The following is a 25465-nucleotide window of genomic DNA, read 5'->3' on the forward strand; positions in this document are numbered from 1 at the left end:
TTATTATCTACGTATTATATCAAATTAATATGAATATCAAATCAGTTCAACAGGAGTATGGTGATGAATAACACCATTCACGTAATTATAGAAAGTGATAATGTCTTTAAGAATAAACTGAAATCAATGATGGAATCTTTTGATTTTATCTTTAAATTTTATAATAGTGAAGAAGTATTTGTAAGTAATTACACTTACTCGTTAGAGGATGATGTAAAAGAATGTATTTTATTATTCTTGAGTAATGATGAAAATCGTATTAATAGATTAAACAATATAAATAATTCTTTTGGTATTGTGCCATTCATTGTACTTGCTGAAGCCCCCTCTATCAGCTTATGTCGTGAAAGTTTCAAATCTGGTGCTTTTGATTTTTTCCCTTTTCCTTTCAAAGATATTGAAATTTTAAATGCAATTAGTCATGCGACAGAACTATTTTTAAGCATGCATGAAAACCATAAAAAATATACCTATTTGTCCAATAAATTTGATCGTCTTTCTGTAAGAGAAAGAGAAATCTTGGATATGATACTGGAGGGTAATACCAGCAAAGAAACTGCTGAAAAGCTCTCATTATCACCTAGAACAGTTGAAGTACACCGTTCAAACATTTATACAAAATTAGGTATTAAGTCGTTACCGCAACTTATTCAAGAATACGAATATATTAATACTTATCCGAAGCATATGTAATTCACATGATAGTTTTTCATACAACGAAGTTATTAATTCTGATGGTTTAACTTTAAGCCATCAGAAATCTACAACTAAAAAATAGTCTAATTAAAAAATTATCGATAAATACAGATTAAAATCCTGCCCACATCAAAATTCAAGTTTAATTTTAAAACTTATGAGAAACCACACATTTTACTAAGGGTAAATTTAGGATAATTAGCAATTTAAACAACAATAATAGTTATCATCATATACCTAATAAAATAATATATTTTTGATTTAAAGAGCTATATTAGAAAACTTGTTTTCCTTCACATCATCTTTTGTTAAAATAATTAAGTTATAGCTATAATGTTTTTACATACCATTAATCTAAAAAAATAAGACTATAAACAACATACCTCACCGCTACATTCGTACATAATTACCTTACTTTTTCATTTCTCTTTGTCTCAATACATCTAGTAACCAGTTAAGAAGCTCACTTCTAATCTGGTCTACTATAATGTTGGTCGCCTTTGCGCTTCTTCTATTGTTATAAATAAAATCGTCACTATAACAATGGGCCGAAGCGCTCTTTTTTACTTAAAATATCAGGGATTATCACCTGAAAACCTATTTATACTCTTTAATATTAATTTCATACTGCTTGAGCTTGCGCCATAATGTTGTACGCCCCATATTGAGCACCTGATGCATTTTTTGAATTTTGCCTTTACAAGCTTGTGCAGCTTCAATAATCAACTCTTTTTCAACAGATTGGATATCTAAATTAGCAAACCGTTGATTATCCTTGTCTTCACAAGATAACCTTTGCTGATAATACTGACACTTCATCTTTCCGCTTGCTTCCCTTGCAAGGGCTTGAGTTAAGGCAAATAAAAGATTGCTGTTAGCATCTGCAGCTGAAACAACAATGATCAAGAAGAGCTCGCCATCATGCAGGTATACAGGCGCGAGAAAATAAAATGTTCCATTTAGCTCAATGGGACTAACAAATAATTTTAATTGTGCGCTATCACTCATATCCGCCAATAATAAGCGTGTAATTTCAAATTCCCCTCGACCTTCATTGCTTAACCATAACGTTTCCCCATGTATACTAATTAATGAAATATCAATCTTAGAGTCTCTTAATGGCGCTATCCCATCCATAACAGTTTTACGAATAAGTGCCAATGCTGAATCATAACAACTTGATATATAGTTATTTTTTTGATTGTCGGTTGTAGTTGAAAACAATAAATGGGTCGACATAATTATCCTTATTCTTCGATAGGGGCTTATTTGATTATGTCAACTTGCCATTAATTTTTTATATTCTAGATCAAATTATTTATTGATAGGTTTTTCGCCGTTGATCTACATCAATTTCAGCCATCTCAAAGCCAAATTTTTTATTGTGTAGAATTAAAAAAGCCTACTTATCAACTGATAAGTAGGCTATAAAGAACACTAAAAAACAATCAATCTATTAAGCCGAAATGATAGAGCCCCATAAATCATACTCATCAGCATGTTCAACTAAGACTTTTACAATATCGCCGGCTTTTACATCAAACTCTCCGTTCAGATAAACCATCCCATCAATTTCAGGGGCATCAGCCATACTACGGCCAACAGCGCCTTCATCATCCACTTCATCAACAATCACTAAAATCTCACGACCAATTTTATCTTGTAAGCGTTGTGTTGATATTTTTTGTTGCAACTGCATGAAGCGATGATAACGCTCCTCTTTAACTTCTTCAGGAACTTGATCTGCCAGCTCGTTCGCTTTCGCACCATCAACAGGACTATATTTAAAGCAGCCAACTCGATCTAACTTCGCTTCAGATAAGAAATCCAACAACATTTGGAAATCGTCCTCAGTTTCACCAGGGAAGCCCACAATAAAAGTAGAACGTAAAGTAAGCTCTGGGCAAATTTCACGCCAGCGTTTAATGCGTTCTAACGTCCTTTCGACAGCACCTGGACGTTTCATTAACTTCAAAATTTTTGGGCTAGCATGCTGCAAAGGAATATCTAGGTAAGGTAACACTTTACCTTCTGCCATTAATGGGATCACATCATCAACATGTGGATAGGGATAAACATAATGTAATCGAACCCAAACTCCCATAGAGGCTAATTGCTCACATAAGCCAACCATACTCGTCTTCACCGGCTGGCCATCCCAAAAGCCAGTCCTGTGCTTCACATCAACGCCATAAGCAGAAGTATCTTGTGAGATAACCAGTAATTCTTTCACACCTGATGCGACTAAACGCTTTGCTTCATTCAATACATCACCAATCGGACGACTATCTAGATCCCCACGCATCGATGGAATAATGCAAAAAGTACAACGGTGATTACACCCTTCTGATATTTTTAAATAAGCGTAATGTTTTGGCGTTAATTTAACCCCTTGTTCTGGGACTAAACTAAAGAAAGGGTCATGCTCTGGTTTTGGAACATAATGGTGCACATGGTTTAAAACCTGTTCATAACTATGTGGGCCCGTAATTTCCAATACTTTCGGATGAACTTCACGAATTTGATTCTCTTTCGCACCAAGGCAGCCAGTCACAATGACTTTACCGTTTTCGTTTAGCGCCTCTCCTATCGCTTCTAACGATTCCTGCACCGCACTATCAATAAACCCACAGGTATTTACAATGACCAAATCTGCATCATCATAACTTGGAACAACTTGATAACCATCAGTACGTAGCTCAGTTAAAATACGCTCTGAATCGACCAAATTTTTTGGGCAGCCGAGGGAAATAAATCCAACAGTTGGAACTCGATTTTTATTGCTCATAAGTAATATAATTTGTTATATGATTTGAATAATTGGTGAAGGATTTTAGCATTGAAAAAAAACAAAATGTACATATGTCCACTCCCAATTAATTAAGACACTCCAACTTAGAGTTTTCTAACTGTTTACGACAGGCCTCCGGGAGAGGTGATTTAAACTTTCGCGAGTTCGATTGTGGTTATAATCTTGCAGCCAAAACCACGCTAATTCTCGAACTTGGCTTAACGATTCAAATAAATCCGCATTTAAAAATTCACGACAGAACGAACCATTAAACGCGATAAACTCGTTTATGATTAAAAGGATAGCCTTGAAATTTTAGTCGAAGATAGCATTTCCAGAATCCCGATTGTGGTGATTTCGCTAACACAGATTGTATAGCATCGATCACCACTTGGTCTTTTTTACACCAATCTATTTGCTGATGGTAAAACGTGGCTCGTGACAACGATGTTAGCTTACAGCCCTTAATGACTGAATTGAGTTGAAAAGCCACAGGGCATGTAAGCATGTTTATGTTAAATTAACTTAAAAAAACGAATTAAGCACAATTATTTAACCATATCGCTGTTAATACCATAGCTTGACGTGTTTGCCATTAAATGACGTCTTGATATTGAAGTGTATTTCATCTGAATATACTGATGCGGTATTAATTCACTACCTTTTATTGAATCAGGAAAGACATCCGAAACCTCAATCAGAGAAACACCTGAAAGCTTCACTTCATAATATTTTTCAAGCTGTCCATGTTGGCTGATGCGATAAAAAACAAAAACAGCCTCTACTCTAATAGTTCATTGGTATCTAACGCGGTGGAAAGTAACGGCGATGATTTATCTATTAATTTAGTAAACACAACGGGTTGATACGATGCATTTTGAGATCGAAATGAACCACTGTTTAAGCTAATAACTTGAATTTCATCTTCGTGACCAATCTGGTAACGATTACCAATTGAATCAATGGTAGAACACCCTGCAGAAATCAAGCCTTGGTTCTTACCTGTCAATGTCAAATAAATAGGTTCAGTCATAAAAACACCTTTTAAAAGCAATAGGAATCCCACTAAAAACTCCAACAAATAGTAGGTACATAAGGTATTTAAATATTAATTTATTATGTTTTGGTATCCTATTGAAAAAAATAGAATATATGCTCCCTTCCAGTGAATACATCACCGCAGGAAACCCTATAGCACACATAGCAATAGGCCCTGAAAAAACAATAATATCTCTCATTTGAAATAATGATAAAACATAATCGTATATCAGTATGCTAATCAAAAAACAGATAATAAAAAGTAGACTGCCTAACAACAACATTGCCCATTTAGGCATAACCACCCCTTAGGCCAAATATGAAGCGCTTTATTAATATCCGCAGTAGGCTTATATTCTCTTTCCCATGTTGTTTTTAACAGTTCAAAAATAATGTTCCTATAAGACCCATTATGTTAAATAAAGGCAGGTTGTTGATATTTATCCCGCATTGTAGCCAAATCCTAAATGATTTAAGCATACCTCAAGACCGTTAAGAGCATAGTTTGAACAAAACATATGGCTACACTTATTTTTAGAAAATCCTTCATGCGCTAAAACAATCAAAAACTGCTTGATAGCATTAATTTCGTTGTCTCTAATATTAGTGTTTATATTTGGCAATTTAATACCAAAAATTGGAGAGGGATACTCCTCTGGAATGCATTCAAAGTACCAAGTCTGCCCGCACTCATTACAAACATAGTAAAATTCGCCATAATTAAATTTAGGATACGAGTCTTCACATGGACTATCCTCAATAAAATAGCTGGGAAATTTATACTTCATGGCATTATTCGTTTTGATGATGTCAGAAAAGTTATCAGCACAAGCAAAAAAATCGCCTACAGTTCTACATTCACACATTATAAGAGTCCATTTGTAGGGAATCATAATTAGCGAAATTAGCACACTTCATATACGAATACATTGCCTATGCCTTACTTTATTAGTTGTATAAGCTTGACCTACCTGAAGTATCCGTACAGATAGAGCCAACCATATTAATTTATAACCATATACCTTATTGGTTTGATTAGATTTTAATCCTGCAAGCCCTGATGTCAGCTATTATGTATCTAGCACTGGATTTATTTTAGCCGCACTAAACTGTAGCATTTTTGTCATTCGGGCAGCCTAGGGAGACGAAACCTATTTTTGGCACCGAGTTAGTATTTTGTGACATAACTCACTTCTTTTACTGTGTTATAAATATTGTTTAAAAATGGACGAAAATTTACCTGAAGAATGGTGAAAATTGTATAATTTTTTGTCAACGAAAATGATTGTCATGACACGATTTATGCCTTTCGGATTTTGTTGATATAAAGCCAAAATCATGAGCACTTTTATTGCTTATGGCTGAAAAATTTAACTTATGTTACCATTTGAATTCGCTGAGAAGAATTGATTACAACGACTTGTCTTTAGAAAATGAAAAAACACAAGAGTAAAAACAAAAGTAAAAACAGAAGTCGAAATAGAAACCACTATAGCTACAACCGTCTTATTCTTAGCACTGATAGTCTGAGTCGTAACAATAGTATTAGCAACAATCGTAATCCTTATATCCAATTTGAAACAATTACTTACCCATTACCTAATGAATTAAAACTTCCTATAGGATCAGTTATTGAACATGGAAACCAAACATTAACTTATTTTATATGGCTATTTTGTACTTTGATATGTGCATTTACTTCTCTCATTCTATGGAATGTTATCTCAGGAAGGTTTCTTTTTGTCACTATTGAGATCATACTATTAATTTCCTTTTATACTCTACTAAAACGATTTAATAAAAATGTTGGTTACTTTTCTATCGATGATAACGGATTTCGCTTTATTTGTGATCCATATCCAAACATGAACGTTGAAATACTCTGGAAAAATATTTGCTCTGAATATGTTGTTCATATCAAAACAGGTGGTAGGTCTAGACCTGATTATCTTGTTTTTAAATATAAAAACGCATCAAATGAGAGTGAAGAATATAAATTACCTATCGAGAACTGGCTCAGCTACTCCCCATTCTCTCCAGTAGAAAAAAGAAAATTGCTGCTCAAAGCTATACTTAAAGGACTTGCGAGAATTCCTGATATAAAAATCAACCAACGTGTATTTACTAAATTCGATATAGACCCAAAAACATTTGAATTTGCACCATCAAAGAGAAGGTCAGAAAATATATATGGCTTTATTTTGACAATCATCGTTTTAGGAATTGCATTTATATTATTGCCATTTTGGTTCACCATTTTACCGCCTTCATGGGCTTTAGTTTTGTCATTAACTTCAACTATTCTTATAGCTATTGGGTTAATTCTGTTCTTTAGTTGGCTTTATCCAGAATTCGAAGGCAATATCAGCTATAACGATGATATTAATTAATAATCATCTTAACTACAGTATTTTCATCATTCAGGCAGCCGAGGGAGACGAAGCCTATTTTTGGCACCGAATTAGTATTTTGTGACATAACTCACTTCTTTTATTGTGTTATAAATATTGTTTTAAAAAATGGGCGAAATTTTACCTGAAGAATGGTAGGAATTGTATAAATTTTTGTCAATATACACCTTTCTCAATACCAAAAGAGCACGTCATTCTCACTCTTTTGGCTAGAAAATTAACTTAGCGATTGATAGAGCGTGCAATTCTGGAATAAGTATGTCGAACACCGCGGATCACAATACTATAATTTAAAATGTTTTCAGGAAGAGCAATTCCGTTATAACCGGAGTCGCCAATATGATGTAAGTCTGTTCCTGCCATTTTGCACATCAATGCAATCTGCCTAATTGTTTGCAAGTCAGCTCCTTCTTGGGAAGTACCAATTGCAGTCATCGTCATCACACCTTGTGAATGGCAATATCCAACCATTTTTTGTACGAACTCTAATGAAATCCCCGGAACTGTTCCGGGCGCAGGTAATAAAATAATATCTGCACCATTGGCAATAAACGCTCGAATATCCTCTTCTGTAATCAATTGTTCAGCGGAGGCATTCAAAACACCCGCAGCATGCATTTTTCCAGTGATCAGAACAATATCTTCACCGACAACCGCTTTGAGTTCTTTCAAGCTTTGATTGATTTCTTGGTTCGTCACCCCATTTCCTGGGTTACCCGTTAATACGATGATATCAGCCCCCATCTCTTTCAATCTTAGCGCATTCTTAACTGTCGCAAGCCGCCCTTCTGACATCTTCCATTGTGCATCTTGAGTCGGGTTATTAAACCCCGCAGGCACAGGTTCTAAATTAACGCCTATCGCTCTCCCAGTTAAATGCTTAAGCGTGCGAATGATATTTTCCGGCGCAGTGCCATCAGGCAATCCCTGCATAATAGGTTGATTTACATCGAAAACATTCAATAACAAAATATCTGCCCCTTGGCTAGCCGCCAATTCAGCATTAGTCACCGTCATTAAAACAGGTTGAATTGACCCAATCGTTTCTGAAACCAATATCCGCCCTTCACTGGCTTTAATTGACTCTAATAGGCTCTTTTTATTCAGTTTTGCAATCTCTGAAGCGGAACAATCAAGATAACGTTTTTGCATGGCAGTACCTTTATTTATTCAACAAAATTTACTAACGGGTCGATAAGTCATAAAAATCCGACATCTGCAATATATCATGTAAAAAATAATAAACGGCCTAATAGAACACATTATGGTTACGTTATTTTTCGAAAAATAATAACTTTTTCTAACGTATAGATTTTTATAGTAAAAGCGGACATTTTTTCTTTCTGATAGTTACTTATCATAAATTTTCACTTGTTTTTTGGCAATAGTAATGATTATCATTACAACCCTATATACTCATGGTAAGGACATAATAATGAAACTCGCCTATAAAGCTGCTGTTTCGGGTCTCGCGCTATTTTCAATCTCTGCATTTGCTCAAGAATATCCGCTTGGCCACCCTGTGATAAAAAATGGAATGGAAATCCAAGGTGTTTATCTACAACCTATCACGATGGATACCGAGGAAGGTCATCATGCAATGTCTCATCTACCAGCGGATAAAGCTGATGTCCATTTAGAGGCAGATATCCACGCAGTTGAAGATAACCCAAATGGCTTTGCTGAAGGTGATTGGATCCCTTATCTAACCATTGAATATTCCGTGACAAAACTTGGTGACAAGCCACAAACCCAAACAGGCACATTTATGCCGATGGTGGCTAGTGATGGCCCTCACTACGGGGAAAACATCAAGTTAGATGGTAATGGCAAGTATCGAGTGACTTATAAAATTTATCCACCGTCACATAATAAAGCTATCGCTTTCGGCCGCCATATAGATAAAGAAACTGGTGTAGCTCCTTGGTTCCAGCCTTTTGAAGTTTCTTGGGACTTTGATTACGCGGGGATTGGCCGTAAGGGTAGCTACTAGTTTTTAATTAAATTAGTTAAGGGCTTATTTTTACACAAGCCCTTTTTTAATTTGTACTTATAAATGGATAAACCAAGCCAAAATGAAAACATTACAGAGTTTTTTGTTGGTTCTCGTTTGTACAATGATTTCGCTATCTTCACATGCCGCGGAGAAGTTTACTGTTGAATTAGAAATGAAAAACGGTGACTTAATTCCACGGATATTAGAAGTACCCGCAAAAACCATTATTCGAATTAAAATTACCAATACAGGTACCGAACCCGCTGAATTTGAAAGTATTCAATTAAGAAAAGAAAAAGTTTTAGCCCCCGGCGCAAGCTCTGTTGTTGTCATTGCACCACTAAAACCAGGTACCTATACCTTCTTTGATGACTTCCACCTTTCTCACCCCAAAGGCGAGATCATTGCTAAATAGAAGGATTTAACATGGGACAAGTTTTATTTGTCGTTTGGCGGGAAAGTTTTGAAGCGCTACTTGTAATCGGCATCATCTATGCTTGGATAAAACGCCACCCTGATGCACGTAATGGAATGAAATATCTATGGGGTGGCGTTGCTCTTGGAATTACAACATCCATATTGCTTGCTCTTCTCATCTATGGTGTATTTAATGTTCTCGATGACACTGGTCAATCGTTGTTTATGATTTTTATGGAGTTGCTTGCGTGCATCCTTATTGTCCAAATGGTGTATTGGATGAATAAACATGGCAGCTCGATGAAATCCGAAATTGAGTCAGGGATAAACCGAAATGCAGCACACCATAATTGGTGGGGAGCTGCCTTAATTATCGCCATTGCTATTGCTCGTGAAGGCAGTGAAATCGTAGTCTTCCTCTCTAGTTTTATCATGTCACTTACCTCATCGAACGCATCTGAATTCTTTATAGAGGTTGGAGGCGGCATTGCTATTGCAGGTTTAACTCTTTACATATTTTTATTAACAAATCGCTTAATTTCATGGGCTATATTTTTCAAAATCACGGGGGTGATCCTACTTTTTTTAGCCTTATCATTATTGCTAAAAGGTGTAGAAGAAAGCGCAAACTTGCTTATTGAATATGACTTTAATATTCCTGAATTTTTAATTTATCCTGCTTGGGATACCACCGCATTACTCGATGACTCAAATATCGCGGGAAACTTTATTTCCTCATTTTTTGCCTATCGTTCACAACCTATATGGCTAAGTGTGATAACTTTTGTCCTCTACTGGATAATTGTGATCCCATTATTTGCTCGGAGCAAAAAAAATGCACAGCTTGCCAAAGCATAAATATAAATGGATATTATTTAGTTTAATCATCAGCATAGCACACCCGTCATTAGCTAATGCTAAAGCGTTAAGATCCCCTGTACAAACAGGGGATAACATTATTATTGCCAAAGGTGATATTCCAACACCTGAAAAATACCAAACCTCAATTCAAACCTACCTTGCCTTTGTTAGCTCTCAATTAGCAGACATGGTCATTCAGTTAGAAGCCATGCAGAAAAATTTACAACAAGGGAAATTATCACAAGCCCAAACAGCTTACATTGCCGCCCACCAGCACTATGAAACTGTACGTCCAATTATTGTTTTATTTGGTAATACGGATAGAACTATAAATCCAAGAGCTGATTACTTCCTCGATAGAGAAAAAGACTCTCGTTTTACTGGATTCCATCGCGTTGAATATCAATTGTTTGCCCAGAAGGACCCAAAAGCGGCATTAGCAGAGACTAATGAGTTATTAATGAAAGGACGTGATCTGCATAAACGAGTTACGACTGAAACCATTGAGATCCCTAAGTTAGTACAAGCTTCAGCCGACTTTATTGAAATGATTTTAGAAACTAAGTTAGATGGTAAAGAAAATATCTACAGTCTCTCTGATCTAACCGATATTGCTGCTAACTTAAACGGCTCACAAAAAATCATCGATGTTATTACCCCTTTTATTGAACCTAAAACATTAGAACAAATAAAAGTAAATAACCAACAAATTAATAAAATAATGCAGTCATACCTGCTTTCTAATAACCAATATCAGCCTTATAGCCAATTACAACAAAAAGACAAAATGGCACTCTACTCGTTACTCACTCAGCAAGCCGAAATCTTAGCGCAATTACGGGCTCAGCTCGATGTTGATGTTTACTATAAATATTAAGGCATAAATTTATGCAAGCTAAACCTAAAAGCATATTGCAATCATCGGGGTTATCTCGACGTAACGCATTAAAAGTACTCGCCATTGGAAGCGCCGTATTAGCAGCGCCAAAATTAAAAGCAAATGAAAATATCGCTAATTGCCAGCTCACTTATGACAAAGCAATTAACTATTTAGGAAAGCATCAAGCGGGCGTTTTAACACCTGAACAAAAATGCGCTTCTTTTATTGCTTTCAATGTCACCTCAAATACCGTTGAAGAGTTGCAAACTATTTTTTCACTATTAACGAAGCGTATCGCTTATCTAACCCAACCTCAGCAAGCGTCTTCAACAAAAAACGATAAAATGCCCCCAGCCGAATCAGGTATTCTTGGTACGCACCTACAACCTGACTCGTTAACCATTACTGTTGCTTTAGGCAATCCACTTTTTGATCATCGATTTGGCTTAGAAAAGCTTAAACCAAAATACCTTAGTGAAATGACCAGTTTTCCTAACGATCGTTTAGAGAAAAAATGGTGCGGCGGTGATATACTGCTGCAAATATGTGCCAATAGCCAAGAAAGCGTGATCTATGCATTGAGAGATATCCTGCGGCATATATCAGCTTATTGTTTCCCATTATGGAAAATTGATGGTTTTTTGCCTGCCCGAGCTATCGACAATCACACCACGCCAATTAACCTATTTGGCTTTAAGGATGGAACAGGTAATGCGCCAGCCGATGATAGCGCGTTAATGAATGACTTAATTTGGATTACCGCTGAAAGCACTGAGCCATCTTGGTGTGATGGGGGAACTTATCAAGCAGTACGCCTTATTCGTTTTAACCTTGAGTTTTGGGATAGAACACCACTCGAAGACCAAGAAAATGATTTTGGTCGACATAAAGATTCTGGTGCCCCAATAGGCATGAAAAATGAACAAGATGACCCTGCTTTTGAAAAAGACCCTCATGGCGACCGCATCTTATTTGATTCCCATATGCGCCGAGCAGAACCACGTAACCCCGAGCGTCATACCGCAAAGCTGAGAAGAAGAAGCTATAGCTATTCTTTAGGCCTAACGGGTGCTGGCGCTTTAGACATGGGATTAATTTTTGTCTCGTATCAACGAAATTTAAAAACTGGCTTTATCGATACTCAAAAACGCCTTAATGGGGAACCTCTTGAGCGTTATATCAAGCCATTTGGTGGCGGATATTACTTTGTTTTACCTGGTATCGAGTCAACTAAAGAATTTCTCGCCGAAAAATTGTTTGCCGCGCTAAAACAAGCAAATTAATATTTCATTATCAAGTAAAGACCCCCAGATAAACCTAGGGGCTTTACTGATACAGCAATGACACTCTACTTAAATAGCCAGATCCTTTGGCAGCATCATCCGTGATGCACTCCTTTGGCAATGCTCCCTCTTGGCTTGGTAACCTTTTTATTTTTTGCGTTCCTTCACATCTGCTTCAACTTCCTGTTTCCAATCCTCTGATATTGGCGCTGACTTTTGTTTTGCTTCAACGGCTTTATTTACAGCACGGTAGGCCTTATAGTACCCCGTGCCATCCTGCACGTAACCTGCCGCATTCGAACTTTTAATTCCGATATTTTCAGCTTCTGAAATAGCATCAATATTGGCACCTAAGAAAATAAAGTCCCACTTATCTTCTGTTTCTGCTGATTTAATCATAGTTTTAATCTTAGAATAGGAATATTTACGGCTACTGTTTTCTTCACCGTCAGTAATAATGACGAAAAGTACATTATTATTTTTTGTCACTTTCCTATTTTCGCGCATTTTTTCGATGCCGTCCCCAATAGCATCTAACAGTGCGGTATAACCACCAACAGGGTAATCATCCAATGTTAAATTGGACACTTTCGCAATAGGCTCTCTATCATGAAGCAGGCTTGTTTTATCATTAAAGAGAATAGTTGTGATATAAGTTTCTGAATTTTTCACTTTATTTTCAGTAAGAACACTGTTGTATCCACCAATAGTGTCTGACTCGAACCCTGACATTGAACCACTTTTGTCCAATATAAAAACCAAATCTAGAACATCAGAATCTTTTTTTTGCTCAATAATGGTCTTACTCATTGCAAGAGAAGATAATAGCAATATAAATGCTGTCGATATAACGGTGAAAAAATATTTTTTTGTTAATTTCATCGCCAAGTTCCCTAGTGAGGTTAAATAAAATATTGCCAACGCCAATTTCTCTTTTTCGACAAATATTTCAAATAAGATTACTCTGCTTAATTAATCAGCATTTTCTTAATTCACCACTCTAGACAATAATTACGCTAAAAAAGGCATCAAGGATTGTTATCTTTTCTAATTAAAAATTTAAAGCATCATTCTCTTATCCAAACTCCATTTTCTCTCAGAAAATTAATTCTTTGAATAAAATTATTATATTCTATATTCTCAGATGCTGTATTTGATGTAGCGTTTTCTGCGTATGTATCAACAAATTCAATAACGGCCTGATGAAAACTTTTATTTAATTTTTTATGAATATTGGCGTCATTTGAGTTTTTTAATTGAGTCACTAGCTGAACTAAGAGCTCTGCTTTTTGCTGCACACTTGGGTTATCAAAGTTCGCCCTCGGTATATCATAAAAAAAATTCATATTAATGGAATCTGAATATAGTGAGTCATTATAATTATTCTGAGGTAACAAATTCTCTCCATATACATCCTTCATGTATTTAATCAGTTCTAGCTTATCAAAGCACTTAGACTTAATATTCCCCTCTAATTTATGATCATTAAGTGTTATTGACTCGGGGAACTCCTCACCAATCGGGTAATTACAGCCGAATAAATTTCCATCAATAACGATTGAGTTAGAACTACGTATTGGGAGATCTAGCGTATGACCATTTATAACAATAGGATAATTTGCTGGCTTAAAATGCGTTTCCTTACCATCAACGGCATACACTTCAGATAACGTATAGTAAACAAATTGATTTGGATTAATAATTCCACCCGAATTATTCTCAAAAATAAAAAAATCAGTGACATCACCTTGAGCATTTTCCAAATGATGTAAGCCACTAGACAGAAAAATAACACCTTTGCTATCAGGAAAAATATCGTAGTTTTTATCGTCTAGCTTAAATGTAATAGTGTGAGTACTTGGGTTACTATAATAAAACTTTCCTTTACCCCCATAGTTCTCAATATCATCACAAGCAGAAAGAGAGACAACCGCCGCTATCAACCAACTGCATTTTAGTATTGTTTTCATAATAAATCCCATACACTGCTTTTATACTATTAAAATCAAGAAAAAATATTAAATATGTTATTTGACCATATGTATAACCACTCTTTAATTTCAAGATTCACTATAAAAAAGTATTAATTTAAAATAATAAAAATAACTTTACGATAAATGCTATCTAGCCCTACCTCTACGATAACCATATAATTAATAATGTTTTTTACATTAAATTAAAAATCATACAGTTAAAAACTCACTCAACGAATAAAAACAAACACTATAAGTCAAATATCACTCATTTATAAAATCATTTTAATCTATTGTATACCTCATTATCATAAAGCATAAAGATATTGATGGAAATAAGTATTAATAGATACGACTATGATGTGATTAATAAGTCCTATGTCTAGCTTCCACTTATTTAAAAAATAAACTTAATCATGATGCCAAATAATAGATGAATAATGAACTTACTGTCTTGTATTGCCGCGTAGTATTTTGATTAACAGTTGAAAAACATCCTCCATTATGGGCGTCGTTGTCTGGTTATTACGCATCAGCGCAACAGTACGAGTTAACGCAGGCTGCTGAAGTTGTAATACTTTCAATTCAGGGTCACGTAAATGAACAGTATAAAGCTGAGGCAAAATAGCAACAGCTAGTTTAGAACGAACTAAGCCATACAAGGTTTCAATGTAGTCAACTTGATAAAGAATATTTAATTTTAAACGATGGCTTTCAATGGTTGCAGCAACTAAACGTTTGATATTTCCTTTTGAAAATACGGCAATATCTCGGTTATTTAGCAACTTCCAAGGAAAATGAAATTCATTGTTTGCTAATACATCATCATTGTGGACAACGGCAACAAATGGGTCATCCTGTAGAGGAAAAATAGTCAAATCGCGAGGAACTAAGCTATCGATAACCCCTATTCCAAAATCAATTTCATGGCTAATTAATTGGTTAATTAAAGAGTCATTAGTTTGGTCATAAAATTCGATTTTTAATCTAGGAAAAAATTGATTTAATTGCTCAGGTACCGTAGGAAATAGTAATGAACTGACAGAAGGCACCAGCCCAATACGTAATACGCCATCACCACCTTCTTCAATAATTTTTTGAATATCACTAAATGCACGGTGTGACACGCTCAATATTTGCTGTGCATGGGGTAAAATTGCAGCCCCTAATTCAGTCAATGTAACAGATGAAGCTGTCCGATTAATTAGCTTCCCGCCTAGCACAGACTCAATTTGCCTCAACGCACTACTTAGCGCAGGTTGGCTCACGGCTAGACGATTGGCAGTTTCAGTAAAATGCCGCAATTTCGCTAACGTAACAAAATACTGTAACTGTTTCAGTGTTAATGCAGGCAGTCTCTGCCAAGGTTCTGTCATGATAGTCTATTTTCACCTTGATTAAGTAACCATGATATATTCATGCCATTATAACTATTTCTTATGGCATGATAAGTTTTATCATCTTGGCAAACGTTTGCCTTGCTCATAAAGTAGCAATCATCAATCATATGGATGGCCTTTTTATGAGCATAACAGAACAAAATAGACGCAACGCAATTCAAGCAGCAAAAGGCAATATTCCTTTTGACCTTTTACTCACTCAAGCCAATATTGTTGATATGGTCACTGGCGAAATCCGCCCCGCGGACATAGGTATTGTTGGCAACCTAATCGCCAGTGTTCACCCAACAGGTTCCCGTACAGATGCCAAGGAAACACATAATTTATCAGGTTATGTCATCTCCCCAGGATTCATTGATACCCATGTCCACATTGAAAGCTCCCATTTACCACCTACCCGTTACGCTGAGATTGTATTAACTCAAGGCACAACAGCAGTGTTTTGGGACCCCCATGAACTTGCAAATGTGCTGGGATTAGAAGGGGTTCGTTATGCTATTGATTCAAGTAGAAACTTACCACTAGATGTGATGGTTGCGGCGCCATCGTCAGTTCCTTCAACGCCTGGGTTAGAAATGTCAGGTGCAGATTTTGCTGGGAAAGAAATGTCGACAATGCTTAGTTGGCCCGAAGTAAGAGGCGTTGCCGAAGTGATGGATATGCATGGTGTGCTCCATGGCAGTGAGAAAATGGAAGAGGTATTACATGCAGGTCTTCAATCAGGCAAATTAATCGAAGGCCACGCTCGGGGTTTAAAAGGCGCTGACCTGCAAGCTTACCTTGCAGCTGGAGTGACATCTGATCATGAATTAACTTCCGCAGAGGACGCACTTGAAAAACTCAGAGCCGGTCTTACTTTAGAAATTAGAGGTTCACACCCCTATTTGCTCCCCGATATTGTCGCAGCACTCAAATCATTACCTCACTTGTCATCACAAATTACCGTATGTACTGATGATGTGCCACCGGACATGTTAATAGAAAAAGGTGGCATTATTGCTTTGCTCAACCTATTGATTGAAAACGGAATGCCAGCAACTGATGTACTACGCTTTGCCACGCTCAATGCAGCAATCCGCTTACAACGTAATGACCTTGGTTTGATAGCCGCAGGAAGAAAAGCTAACTTTGTGCTCTTTGACTCACTAACCACGTTAAAAGCACAAGCGGTTTATGTAGCAGGTAAAAAAATTGCAGAAAAAGGTAAATTAATTAATCCCATAAGCTCTCCATCAGATATTTTACCGCCACGGGATACAATGCACCTCCCACCTATTACGGCGGATGATTGTAAACTTAAAATTGATGGAATAAATAATGGAATAGCACGATTGCGCCATATCAGCGGTGCGCGCTTTACCCAATGGGGAGAAGTCGATGTCCAAGTTATTGATGGTATAGTACAACTTCCTGATAATTTTAATTTTATTCGCGTTCAACATCGTCATGCTCGCCATGCTGCATTGCCACAAATTGCCCTGCTCGAAGGTTGGGGTGAATTACGTGGTGCTATTGCCACCAGCTATTCCCATGATTCTCATAATCTTGTTGTGCTAGGTCGTGATCCTCAAGATATGGCGATCGCTGCTAATTTATTGATTGAAAGTGGTGGAGGCATGGCTTTAGTGCAAAATGGCAAGGTTTTAGCCCATGTCGCTATGCCAATCGCTGGCATGCTATCGGATTTACCCGCCGCAGAACTTGCCGAACAGTTTCGTCAACTACGTGACTTAAGCCATAAAATTGCTGATTGGGAACCGCCTTACCGTGTTTTCAAAGCCATTGAAGGGACTTGCCTTGCCTGTAATGCAGGGCCTCATTTAACTGACCTAGGGCTAACCGATGGCAGCACACGCCAAATTGTTAATCCAGTTGTACATTTAACTGAGCACTCAACCAATACTAAAAAATAATCACAGGAGAGCCATTAATGGCTGACTATTCAATGAATACGCCAACATCAGGGAGTTGGTTAGAAAAGCGTTTTGCATTACGAGCGCGTGGAAGTTCAATTAAAACAGAGTGTTTAGCAGGTATCACCGGTTTTCTAGCCGCAGCTTATTTATTGGTCGTTATTCCCAGTTTATTAGCTGCCGGTGGGATGGATAAAGGCGCAGCAACGACAGGGACGATTATTGTTTTTGTACTTGCTAGTTTGTTAATGGCTTTCTATGCGAATTTACCCTTTATTGTTGGCCCTGGTATTGGTGGCTCTGTCTTAGTCGGTATTACTTTGGCTGGCAGCGAAGGAATTGATTGGCAAATTGGATTGGGGATTGCTTGCTGGTCAGGTATTTTATTTTTTCTGTTAACAAAGTTCGGTTTGCGTGAAGTTGTCACCCGTTCCGTTCCTCAATCAATTAAACTCGGATTAACTGCATCAATTGGTCTTTTCGTCGCAATATTAGGTTTTCGAAATGCGGGTTTAGTTCTAGCCAACCCAAAAACAAATGCATTAATGTTAGGCGATTTCCTTTCTCCCGGTGCATTAGTTGCCCTTGCTGGTTTTTTTGTCGCTATCGCATTGCAAGCTCGTAAGATCCCTGGCGGAATATTATGGGCAATTTTATTTGCCACTCTTTTAGGCATTCCATTTGGCGTCACAAAATTACCAGAAAGTTTTATTGGCATGCCCCATTCTGTCGCACCAGTTCTAGGACAGGTTGATTTAATTGGCGCATTAAATATTGCATTTTTACCATTTTTATTCGTCTTTTTTGCCGCTGAGTTTTTCTCTACTATGGGCACAACATTAGCCGTGGGTGGCGAAGCCGGCCTATTAGATAAAGAAGGCAACATGCCAAATATTAATCGACCATTTATCGTTGATTCTATTGCTGCGGCATTAGGTCCTTGTGTTGGAATTCCAGCTGCAACAGCCTTAATCGAATCATCAGCCGCGGCTGAAGCAGGAGGAAAAACAGGAGTAACAGCACTTACGGCCGCATTCATGTTTTTATTAATGTTGTTATTCACGCCAGTTGCATTAATGATCCCAGCGCAAGCAACAGCACCTGCATTAATATTAATAGGTTTAAATATGTTTAGCGGGTTACGGAAAGTTGACTTGGCTAATTTTACCGACGGCCTACCTGTCTTAATGATGGTGATGATCACGTTAATTGCCAATAGCTTCGGAACCGGTATTGCAGGTGGCTTGTTATTTTATATTTTAATTAAGGCGGTTGCTGGCAAATGGCGTGAAATTCCAATTAGTCTGTGGATCTTGGCGGTTCCACTGGTTTATTATTTCTCGACATTAGTGAAACACTAATGACTTCCTGACACCGAAAACCGATATTCTTAACAACTCAGACCGCAGATAAAGTCAACAATATTTAACAAAAACTTTATTAGTGGTCTGAGCTACAATACTAACCCTGTTTTCAGTGAACTAAATCAAAGGTGGATATGAAGTAGAAATGAGTATAAAACAAACTATTAAGCTACTAGCTTATTCAGATAATAGTAATAAGATGATAAAAAAATAGGCTACACTCTAGAAATAAATGACACCTTTATTACAAATAAGCCGGCAATATAAAAGTGGTCATGTAATCTTGATTGGTTGAAATTAAGACTAATTCTCTGTAGTTCCTTACTACCATCATTAACCATGCTACAGCTAGGTGTTTTTTATGTTGTACATCACACTTATCACTATTCCTTTTGAGTATCACATTGATGCACAGATCCCTTTTTCTGTTGAGGCGGTATAAGTTAAGACAGAATCAATAAAGCTTAAAATAGCATAAATAACATATATTTAACTATAACCAACATGAAAATTTACACATTCTAAAACCGCATTCACATCCATACATTAAAATATCGTGATTAACTAAAAGTTATAGATACCTAAACAAAACTCATTGTTAAAAAAAAGTTAAGCAAAGTAACTTTATTTATCATTAATGTTAAATAACAACTGTAAAAGCTCTGGTAACCTAACTTGAGGTAAAACAATGATCCTAGATGCCAGCTACACTTTATTGGTCGCTTGTTTAGCGCTCTTAATAGGTATGTTTGTTGTCAAATACACTCCATTCCTCCAAAAAAATCATATTCCTGAAGCCGTAGTTGGTGGTTTTATCGTTGCCATTATCTTGTTAATCGTTGATAAAACATCGGGTTATACCTTTACTTTTGATACATCATTACAAAGTATCTTGATGATAACCTTTTTCTCATCAATTGGTTTAAGCTCAGATTTTTCTCGATTAATAAAAGGCGGAAAACCACTCGTTGTATTAACTATTGCAGTGACCATTTTAATTGCTATTCAAAATACAGTTGGTATGGGAATGGCACTCATATTAAATGAAAATCCATTTATTGGCTTAATTGCAGGTTCAGTAACTTTAACGGGAGGGCATGGCAATGCAGGAGCTTGGGGTCCCATACTCGCTGATAAATATGGCGTCACTGGTGCCGTAGAATTAGCCATGGCATGTGCAACTTTAGGCTTAGTTCTAGGAGGATTAATCGGAGGCCCTGTCGCCAGACACTTATTAAAAAAAGTCACTATACCAAAGGCCACTGAACTTGAAAAAGAAACCATTATTGAAGCCTTTGAGCAGCCTAGTGTTAAGCGTAAAATTAATGCTAATAATGTGATTGAGACCATCTCAATGTTAATTATCTGCATTGTTGCGGGTGGCTATATTAGTGAGTTATTTAAAGACACTGTCATGCACTTACCAACGTTTGTTTGGTGTTTATTTGTCGGTATTATTATTCGTAATGTGTTAACACATGTATTTAAACATGAGGTATTTGAACCCACTGTCGATGTGTTGGGCAGCGTCGCACTATCATTATTCTTAGCGATGGCGTTAATGTCATTAAAATTTGGCCAATTGGCGAGTATGGCAGGGCCTGTTTTAATTATTATTGCCGTGCAAACCGTTGTAATGGTGTTATTTGCCTGCTTTGTAACCTTTAAGATGATGGGCAAAGATTATGACGCAGTAGTCATCAGTGCGGGGCATTGTGGTTTTGGCATGGGGGCAACACCAACAGCGATTGCTAACATGCAAACGGTAACCAAAGCATTTAGTCCATCCCATAAAGCCTTTCTAGTTGTCCCTATGGTAGGCGCTTTTATTGTTGATATTTCAAATAGTATATTAATTAAGCTCTTTATCGAAATAGGCACTTACTTCACTTAGTTTCACCGAAAAACACGCTAGTCTATAACCAAAAGCTATAGGCTAGCTTTCCTCTATCCGCATTTTGTATCCCCTTTTCTTCTCTACAACTCATTAGTCATAAATGGCTACTTAAGGGTTTACGTAAAACTAAATCAATTATCGCTAATCGTTCATGATTATAAAGTGATACCCCCCTCGGATTAATTTAATTTATTTCGTTAATATAAGGATATAGAAGAAAATAGTAGGTTTTATAGAATGAAGTTAAGGCATCTTGATATTTTTTACGCAGTAATGACTTGTGGCTCGCTAACTCGCGCAGCCGAAGTTTTGCATATTTCTCAACCTGCTGCTAGTAAAGCGTTAAAGCATGCAGAGCAACAACTTGGGCTAGTTTTATTTCAACGGATCAGAGGGAAATTAATTCCCACAGTTGAAGCCAAATTATTGTATGAAGAAGCCAAAGAGGTTTATCAAAATCTCGATAAGCTCAGAATTTTAGCGCAAAATTTGTCACGTAACCCACAAGGAAAACTCGCGGTAGGTTGCCTTCCCAGTTTGGGATTAAACTTAGTGCCTGAAGTGACCGCTTTATTTATTAAAAAACACCCAAATATTAAACTAACTATTGGCACGCACCATACAACAGATATTTTGCAATTATTGACCCAGCAAGATCTCGATATCGGTATCGGTTTTAATCTTGAAATTGAAGGTGGCATTACCGTTTTACCGATTGCCAATATTCCGTTAGTCTATGTCGATAGCAAGCCACCATTACAATCTCCGGTTTCGCTCGTTGATATTGACCAAGAACGTTGGATACATCCAGGCTCAGACTCCCTGTCACAATTATTACAAAAACGCCATGAATTTGCCGAATCAAACATTAGTGTACATACCTATCATATGGCCGCAGAGTTTGTACAAGCAGGTTTAGGTTGCAGTATTACTGATATTTTTTCTGCGGAACATACATTACCAGAATCCATGATTTACCCACTAAAAGAGGACTTGCAACTCGCTGTTTCTGTTTTCCATCGAGCAGATAGACCATTAACTAAAGCGGCACAAAATTATGTCAATACCTTGGCTTTAACACTTGAAAAGCGCAATAAAGTAGTTAACCAAAAGTTATACTCTAGTAATAAAAACTCAATTGTTTAGTTAATCTATTCACCGTTAAATAATAACTCCTTGGTTATTATTGATTGCGGAATATTATGGCTAAACATGTGGCGGTTATCGGAGCCGGTGTTATTGGACTCAGCACTGCGTATGCACTCATTAAAGCAGGCCAAACAGTCACTTTAATTGAGTCTGAAACGGATGTGGGAATGCAAACAAGTTTTGCTAATGGTGGGCAACTTAGTTATCGTTATGTTTCGCCACTTGCGGATGCTGGCGTGCCATTGCAAGGTTTGAGCTGGATGGGAAAGAATGACTCTCCGTTAAACCTTAAAATTACCCCCTCTTTGCAACAATGGTCTTGGCTGGCACAATTTACCTTAGCCTGTAACCGAAGAACCAACAAAATTAATGGCGCCCATCTATTACGGTTATCATTATTCAGCCAAAAAGCAATGAATTTCTGGCGTCATAGTGGTGATCTCGCTGATTTTGCTTGGGAAAAATCAGGTAAATTAATTATCCACCGTGAACAGAAAAGTTTTCAAAAAGCCAGTGAAACTGTTGATAGCCAATTTCAAAAGATATTAAATCCACACCAAATTGTTGAACTAGAGCCTTCATTAAAAAATATTCAATCACAATTAGTGGGAGCTATTTATGCACCTGATGATGAAAGTGCTGACTGTTATTTATTCTGTAAAAGCCTACTACAATATTTAAATACCCACCCCCAATTCAATCTTTGCTTACAACACTCGGTTCAATCTTTTATTAAGCAAGATGACCGTGTTACTGGGGTTGTGACACACCAGGGAACTATTCTAGCCGATGAAATCATTATTTGTGCAGGTAATGGTAGCCGTCAGTTATTACAGCCGTTAAATATTAATGTCCCTATTTTGGGGTTAAAGGGCTATAGCCTGAGTGTCGAGTACCCTCATGTAGAACATATTGTTCCTAAAATTAATGTAACAGATTATGGTAATAAAATTGTCTATGCCAAACTTAATGAGCAATTACGCATCGCTGCGATGGTTGATATTGGTTATGACAAAGAAGGCTTACGTGAAAATAGAATACAAGCCCTGAAGAAGATTATAAAACAAACCTTTCCTGATTTACCTAAAATTGACGAAGCTGAAAGCTGGTGTGGGCTACGCCCATCGACCCCTAAAGGGCCACCTATTTTAGGAAAAACAGCCTATAAAAACCTTTGGCTGAATATTGGTCATGGCAGTTTAGGGTTTACACTCGCAGCGGGTAGCGCAGAAATATTAACTCAACTTATCACAAAACAAACCTCCCCCATTTCTTTAACCGGATTAACAAGGTGACTATGTCTATTAAACGTAATAACCCAAAGCCGCGCTTAGCTGACAGTGTTGAACATGCAGGAATAGTGTATTTGTCAGGGCAAGTGCCCAATGATTTAAATGGCGACATTATCCAGCAAACCCAAGACGTTTTATCGAAAATTGATAACTTATTAGCAGCCAGTCATAGTGATAAAACCCGTATTTTATCCGCGCAAGTTTGGATTAAAAATATGGCTCGCGATTTCTCAGGTTTTAACCAAGCGTGGGAAAACTGGATGCCCGTGGAAAATAGCCCTGCACGTGCAGCGGTTGAGGCCAATATGGCGCGAGAGCAAGTACTGGTTGAAATTATGGTCATTGCCGCACAATATTAGTGCTATAAAGAATTCGTGCTATAAAGACATAGTAATCGGCATCATATTACTATGTCTTTTTTATTATCTCGCCTACGGACTAACAGCAGACAATTGTGGAGCCTGTTGCTTAGCACTTAGGTTTCCTTTAATGCCATTTTTATAAGCCACAATATCCGCCATAATGGCTAAAGCTATTTCTGGCGGTGTTTTGCTGCCAATCGGAATACCAATTGGTGCGTGAATACGTTCAATTTCATTCAGTGACATCCCGCCCGATCTTGCTAAACGTTCTCGCCGTCGAGCACTTGTTCGCACAGATCCCATAGCACCAATATAAAACGCAGCTAAATTGACGGCTTCCATTAACGTTAAATCATCAATTCTCGGGTCATGAGTTAACGACACAATGGCGGTATTTGGCGTGCATCCGTTTTCTTCTAAATAGCGAGCTGGAAATAAATTCACAACCTCAACTTGAGAGGGAATTTGATTTGCAAAGCGAGCTAACTCATCATTTCGATGATCGCAAATAATCACTTCAAAACCTAACGTTAATGCAAAATTGGCACAGTAGACACCTACCGTAGAAATACCGGCAATAATAAGCCTCGGTGGAGCTGCAATATATAATTGAATGTTATCGCCATCATGCTCTATTTGCGTAGGCAATTCTGCATTATCCGCTGTTTGTATTTCCCCTCCCAATGGTAATGTGATTTTTTTAATAATCGCGGTATAACCCAGTAGTGCATTTTGGATTTCTGTCAAGTAATTGAGCGAGTTATCATCGTTTGGTAGATATTCAATCAATACATCCAAACTACCATCACAAGGTAAATTAACCTTGGCCTCAATGCCACCTCGCCCATAACGAACAATTTGACTGGCCTCGGTGTATTCGCTATTTTTTATCCGTTGAATAAAATCCTCTTCAATGCAACCACCAGAAAGCGAGCCTGAATATTGTCCATTTTTTTTTGCAACCAAAAGAGAGCCTGGGCTTCGAGGCGAAGACCCGTAAGTATTTAATACCGTACATAGCCAGATAGGTTCTTCCTGTATCCAAGCAACGGCTTGAGAGATGACAAAAACATCTTCACGTAACATATCTACACCTTATTTGCTCACGGTAATGGGATAATCTATATCATTAATAACACTATTATCATTTATTTCTATTTGATGAATAGTACGATTTCGTAATATGGATTTTGCGCCATCGTCTCCCGTTAAACTTATTAGCTCATCAATATACCTTGCAGATATTCCTACTGGATGACCTATTTGTCCATGATAATAAGGGCGAACTAATGGATATTTTTTCAATTCATTGGCAACATGGAGAATAGTTTCACTGCGAACATACGGCATATCTGCTAAATGAATTAACCACCCATCCCAACTGGCTGTTTTTCGTACACCATAAGCAATGGAATCACCTAATCCCTGACTTTCTAATGTCGAAAAAGGAATGTTACTTTGTAAACAACTGTGAATGACACCCTCGTTATCTGGGCGGGTAACCACATGAATAGAAAGCCCACTTGCTATTGAATTTATTAGTGTTTCTTCAAATATACTATGCTTTACCAATACACTATTTAATTTATTCCCATTTCCCCCAGCCTGTTGATAACGTTCACTTTTTCCAGCTGCTACAATTAATATCCCAATTTTCATATAATTTATTTCTATTTAATATTATTTTTGTATATATAATAAATAATGGATATTAAATACTAAAACAAGTCCTATCGCCGCAC

Annotated in this window: 23 protein-coding genes and 2 pseudogenes; 13 read left to right on the plus strand and 12 right to left on the minus strand. The window is 37.1% G+C overall.

The genetic code is table 11. The features are described from left to right. The first annotated feature begins 63 nt into the window (after positions 1 to 63). Complete coding sequence (locus tag ACLPIE_RS02015; protein ID WP_430259181.1) at positions 64 to 693, plus strand: response regulator transcription factor; 630 nt, start codon at positions 64 to 66, stop codon at positions 691 to 693. A 600-nt stretch (positions 694 to 1293) separates the two neighbouring features. On the opposite strand, the gene ACLPIE_RS02020 is transcribed toward ACLPIE_RS02015, so the two are convergent. From ACLPIE_RS02020 to ACLPIE_RS02045, 6 genes and pseudogenes are all read right to left on the minus strand, one after another. Beyond that, on the minus strand, positions 1294 to 1935 hold the full coding sequence (locus ACLPIE_RS02020) for a helix-turn-helix domain-containing protein (protein WP_430259183.1): 642 nt from the start codon (positions 1933 to 1935) through the stop codon (positions 1294 to 1296). A gap of 217 nt (positions 1936 to 2152) precedes the next feature. After that, positions 2153 to 3484: a 30S ribosomal protein S12 methylthiotransferase RimO gene (gene rimO, locus ACLPIE_RS02025; protein WP_430259185.1), complete on the minus strand. Its 1332-nt coding sequence runs from the start codon at positions 3482 to 3484 to the stop codon at positions 2153 to 2155. A gap of 88 nt (positions 3485 to 3572) precedes the next feature. After that, positions 3573 to 3962, minus strand: a pseudogene (locus ACLPIE_RS02030) (integrase core domain-containing protein); the annotation flags it as partial. 73 nt (positions 3963 to 4035) lie between these two features. Further along, positions 4036 to 4520: pseudogene (locus tag ACLPIE_RS02035) on the minus strand (Hcp family type VI secretion system effector). Further along, complete coding sequence (locus ACLPIE_RS02040; RefSeq protein ID WP_430259187.1) at positions 4513 to 4824, minus strand: DUF1240 domain-containing protein; 312 nt, start codon at positions 4822 to 4824, stop codon at positions 4513 to 4515. The pseudogene ACLPIE_RS02035 and the gene ACLPIE_RS02040 overlap by 8 nt, the downstream one beginning before the upstream one ends. Positions 4825 to 4965: 141 nt before the next feature. After that, positions 4966 to 5391, minus strand: a complete 426-nt coding sequence (locus ACLPIE_RS02045) for a hypothetical protein (protein ID WP_430259189.1) — start codon at positions 5389 to 5391, stop codon at positions 4966 to 4968. 567 nt (positions 5392 to 5958) lie between these two features. On the opposite strand from ACLPIE_RS02045, the gene ACLPIE_RS02050 reads away from it, so the two are divergent. After that, positions 5959 to 6915, plus strand: a complete 957-nt coding sequence (locus tag ACLPIE_RS02050) for a hypothetical protein (RefSeq protein ID WP_430259191.1) — start codon at positions 5959 to 5961, stop codon at positions 6913 to 6915. Positions 6916 to 7158: 243 nt separating this feature from the next. Here the strand turns inward: ACLPIE_RS02050 and ACLPIE_RS02055 are convergent, their stop codons facing one another. Continuing rightward, a complete protein-coding gene (locus tag ACLPIE_RS02055) occupies positions 7159 to 8088 on the minus strand; it encodes a DUF7916 family protein (protein WP_430259193.1) in 930 nt (309 codons plus the stop codon). 283 nt (positions 8089 to 8371) lie between these two features. On the opposite strand from ACLPIE_RS02055, the gene ACLPIE_RS02060 reads away from it, so the two are divergent. From ACLPIE_RS02060 to efeB, 5 genes are all read left to right on the plus strand, one after another. Next, on the plus strand, positions 8372 to 8929 hold the full coding sequence (locus ACLPIE_RS02060; RefSeq protein WP_430259195.1) for an iron transporter: 558 nt from the start codon (positions 8372 to 8374) through the stop codon (positions 8927 to 8929). Positions 8930 to 9011: 82 nt separating this feature from the next. Beyond that, positions 9012 to 9347 (plus strand): cupredoxin domain-containing protein, encoded by a 336-nt coding sequence (locus tag ACLPIE_RS02065; RefSeq protein WP_430259197.1) that lies wholly within the window; start codon positions 9012 to 9014, stop codon positions 9345 to 9347. An 11-nt stretch (positions 9348 to 9358) separates the two neighbouring features. Beyond that, positions 9359 to 10207 (plus strand): FTR1 family iron permease, encoded by an 849-nt coding sequence (locus ACLPIE_RS02070; protein WP_430259199.1) that lies wholly within the window; start codon positions 9359 to 9361, stop codon positions 10205 to 10207. Next, positions 10185 to 11087: an EfeM/EfeO family lipoprotein gene (locus ACLPIE_RS02075; RefSeq protein WP_430259200.1), complete on the plus strand. Its 903-nt coding sequence runs from the start codon at positions 10185 to 10187 to the stop codon at positions 11085 to 11087. Before ACLPIE_RS02070 ends, ACLPIE_RS02075 begins: the two co-directional genes overlap by 23 nt. An 11-nt stretch (positions 11088 to 11098) precedes the next feature. Continuing rightward, positions 11099 to 12373, plus strand: coding sequence for an iron uptake transporter deferrochelatase/peroxidase subunit (gene efeB, locus ACLPIE_RS02080; RefSeq protein ID WP_430259202.1), 1275 nt, complete (start codon positions 11099 to 11101; stop codon positions 12371 to 12373). Positions 12374 to 12520: 147 nt separating this feature from the next. On the opposite strand, the gene ACLPIE_RS02085 is transcribed toward efeB, so the two are convergent. The 3 genes from ACLPIE_RS02085 to ACLPIE_RS02095 all read right to left on the minus strand — a co-directional run bounded on the left by ACLPIE_RS02085 (position 12521) and on the right by ACLPIE_RS02095 (position 15722). Continuing rightward, complete coding sequence (locus tag ACLPIE_RS02085) at positions 12521 to 13255, minus strand: vWA domain-containing protein (protein WP_430259204.1); 735 nt, start codon at positions 13253 to 13255, stop codon at positions 12521 to 12523. 185 nt (positions 13256 to 13440) lie between these two features. Then, on the minus strand, positions 13441 to 14343 hold the full coding sequence (locus tag ACLPIE_RS02090; RefSeq protein ID WP_430259206.1) for a hypothetical protein: 903 nt from the start codon (positions 14341 to 14343) through the stop codon (positions 13441 to 13443). A 449-nt stretch (positions 14344 to 14792) separates the two neighbouring features. Further along, positions 14793 to 15722, minus strand: coding sequence for a LysR family transcriptional regulator (locus tag ACLPIE_RS02095; RefSeq protein WP_430259207.1), 930 nt, complete (start codon positions 15720 to 15722; stop codon positions 14793 to 14795). Positions 15723 to 15868: 146 nt separating this feature from the next. On the opposite strand from ACLPIE_RS02095, the gene ACLPIE_RS02100 reads away from it, so the two are divergent. The 6 genes from ACLPIE_RS02100 to ACLPIE_RS02125 all read left to right on the plus strand — a co-directional run bounded on the left by ACLPIE_RS02100 (position 15869) and on the right by ACLPIE_RS02125 (position 23720). Further along, entirely contained in the window at positions 15869 to 17659 is a 1791-nt protein-coding gene (locus ACLPIE_RS02100; RefSeq protein ID WP_430259209.1) for an adenine deaminase, read from the plus strand. A 17-nt stretch (positions 17660 to 17676) separates the two neighbouring features. Next, positions 17677 to 19020, plus strand: a complete 1344-nt coding sequence (locus ACLPIE_RS02105) for an NCS2 family permease (RefSeq protein ID WP_430259211.1) — start codon at positions 17677 to 17679, stop codon at positions 19018 to 19020. A 691-nt stretch (positions 19021 to 19711) separates the two neighbouring features. After that, complete coding sequence (gene gltS / locus ACLPIE_RS02110; RefSeq protein WP_430259213.1) at positions 19712 to 20917, plus strand: sodium/glutamate symporter; 1206 nt, start codon at positions 19712 to 19714, stop codon at positions 20915 to 20917. Between the two features lie 240 nt (positions 20918 to 21157). Then, the gene (locus ACLPIE_RS02115; protein ID WP_430259215.1) at positions 21158 to 22066 is read left to right on the plus strand and encodes a LysR family transcriptional regulator; all 909 of its coding nucleotides are present in this window, start codon (positions 21158 to 21160) and stop codon (positions 22064 to 22066) included. Between the two features lie 56 nt (positions 22067 to 22122). Next, positions 22123 to 23364 carry a D-amino acid dehydrogenase gene (locus ACLPIE_RS02120; RefSeq protein ID WP_430259217.1) on the plus strand — a complete coding sequence of 414 codons (1242 nt, stop codon included), beginning with the start codon at positions 22123 to 22125 and terminating at the stop codon, positions 23362 to 23364. A 2-nt stretch (positions 23365 to 23366) separates the two neighbouring features. Next, a complete protein-coding gene (locus tag ACLPIE_RS02125) occupies positions 23367 to 23720 on the plus strand; it encodes a RidA family protein (RefSeq protein ID WP_430259219.1) in 354 nt (117 codons plus the stop codon). A gap of 72 nt (positions 23721 to 23792) precedes the next feature. Here ACLPIE_RS02125 and ACLPIE_RS02130 read toward each other — a convergent pair whose 3' ends face one another. Together ACLPIE_RS02130 and ACLPIE_RS02135 are read right to left on the minus strand one after the other, a co-directional pair. Continuing rightward, positions 23793 to 24809, minus strand: coding sequence for an XdhC family protein (locus tag ACLPIE_RS02130; RefSeq protein ID WP_430259221.1), 1017 nt, complete (start codon positions 24807 to 24809; stop codon positions 23793 to 23795). A 9-nt stretch (positions 24810 to 24818) separates the two neighbouring features. Next, complete coding sequence (locus ACLPIE_RS02135; RefSeq protein ID WP_430259223.1) at positions 24819 to 25382, minus strand: nucleotidyltransferase family protein; 564 nt, start codon at positions 25380 to 25382, stop codon at positions 24819 to 24821. Positions 25383 to 25465 lie beyond the last annotated feature (83 nt).

The sequence above is a fragment of the Providencia sp. Me31A genome, from assembly GCF_050487165.1.
Classification (GTDB): domain Bacteria; phylum Pseudomonadota; class Gammaproteobacteria; order Enterobacterales; family Enterobacteriaceae; genus Providencia.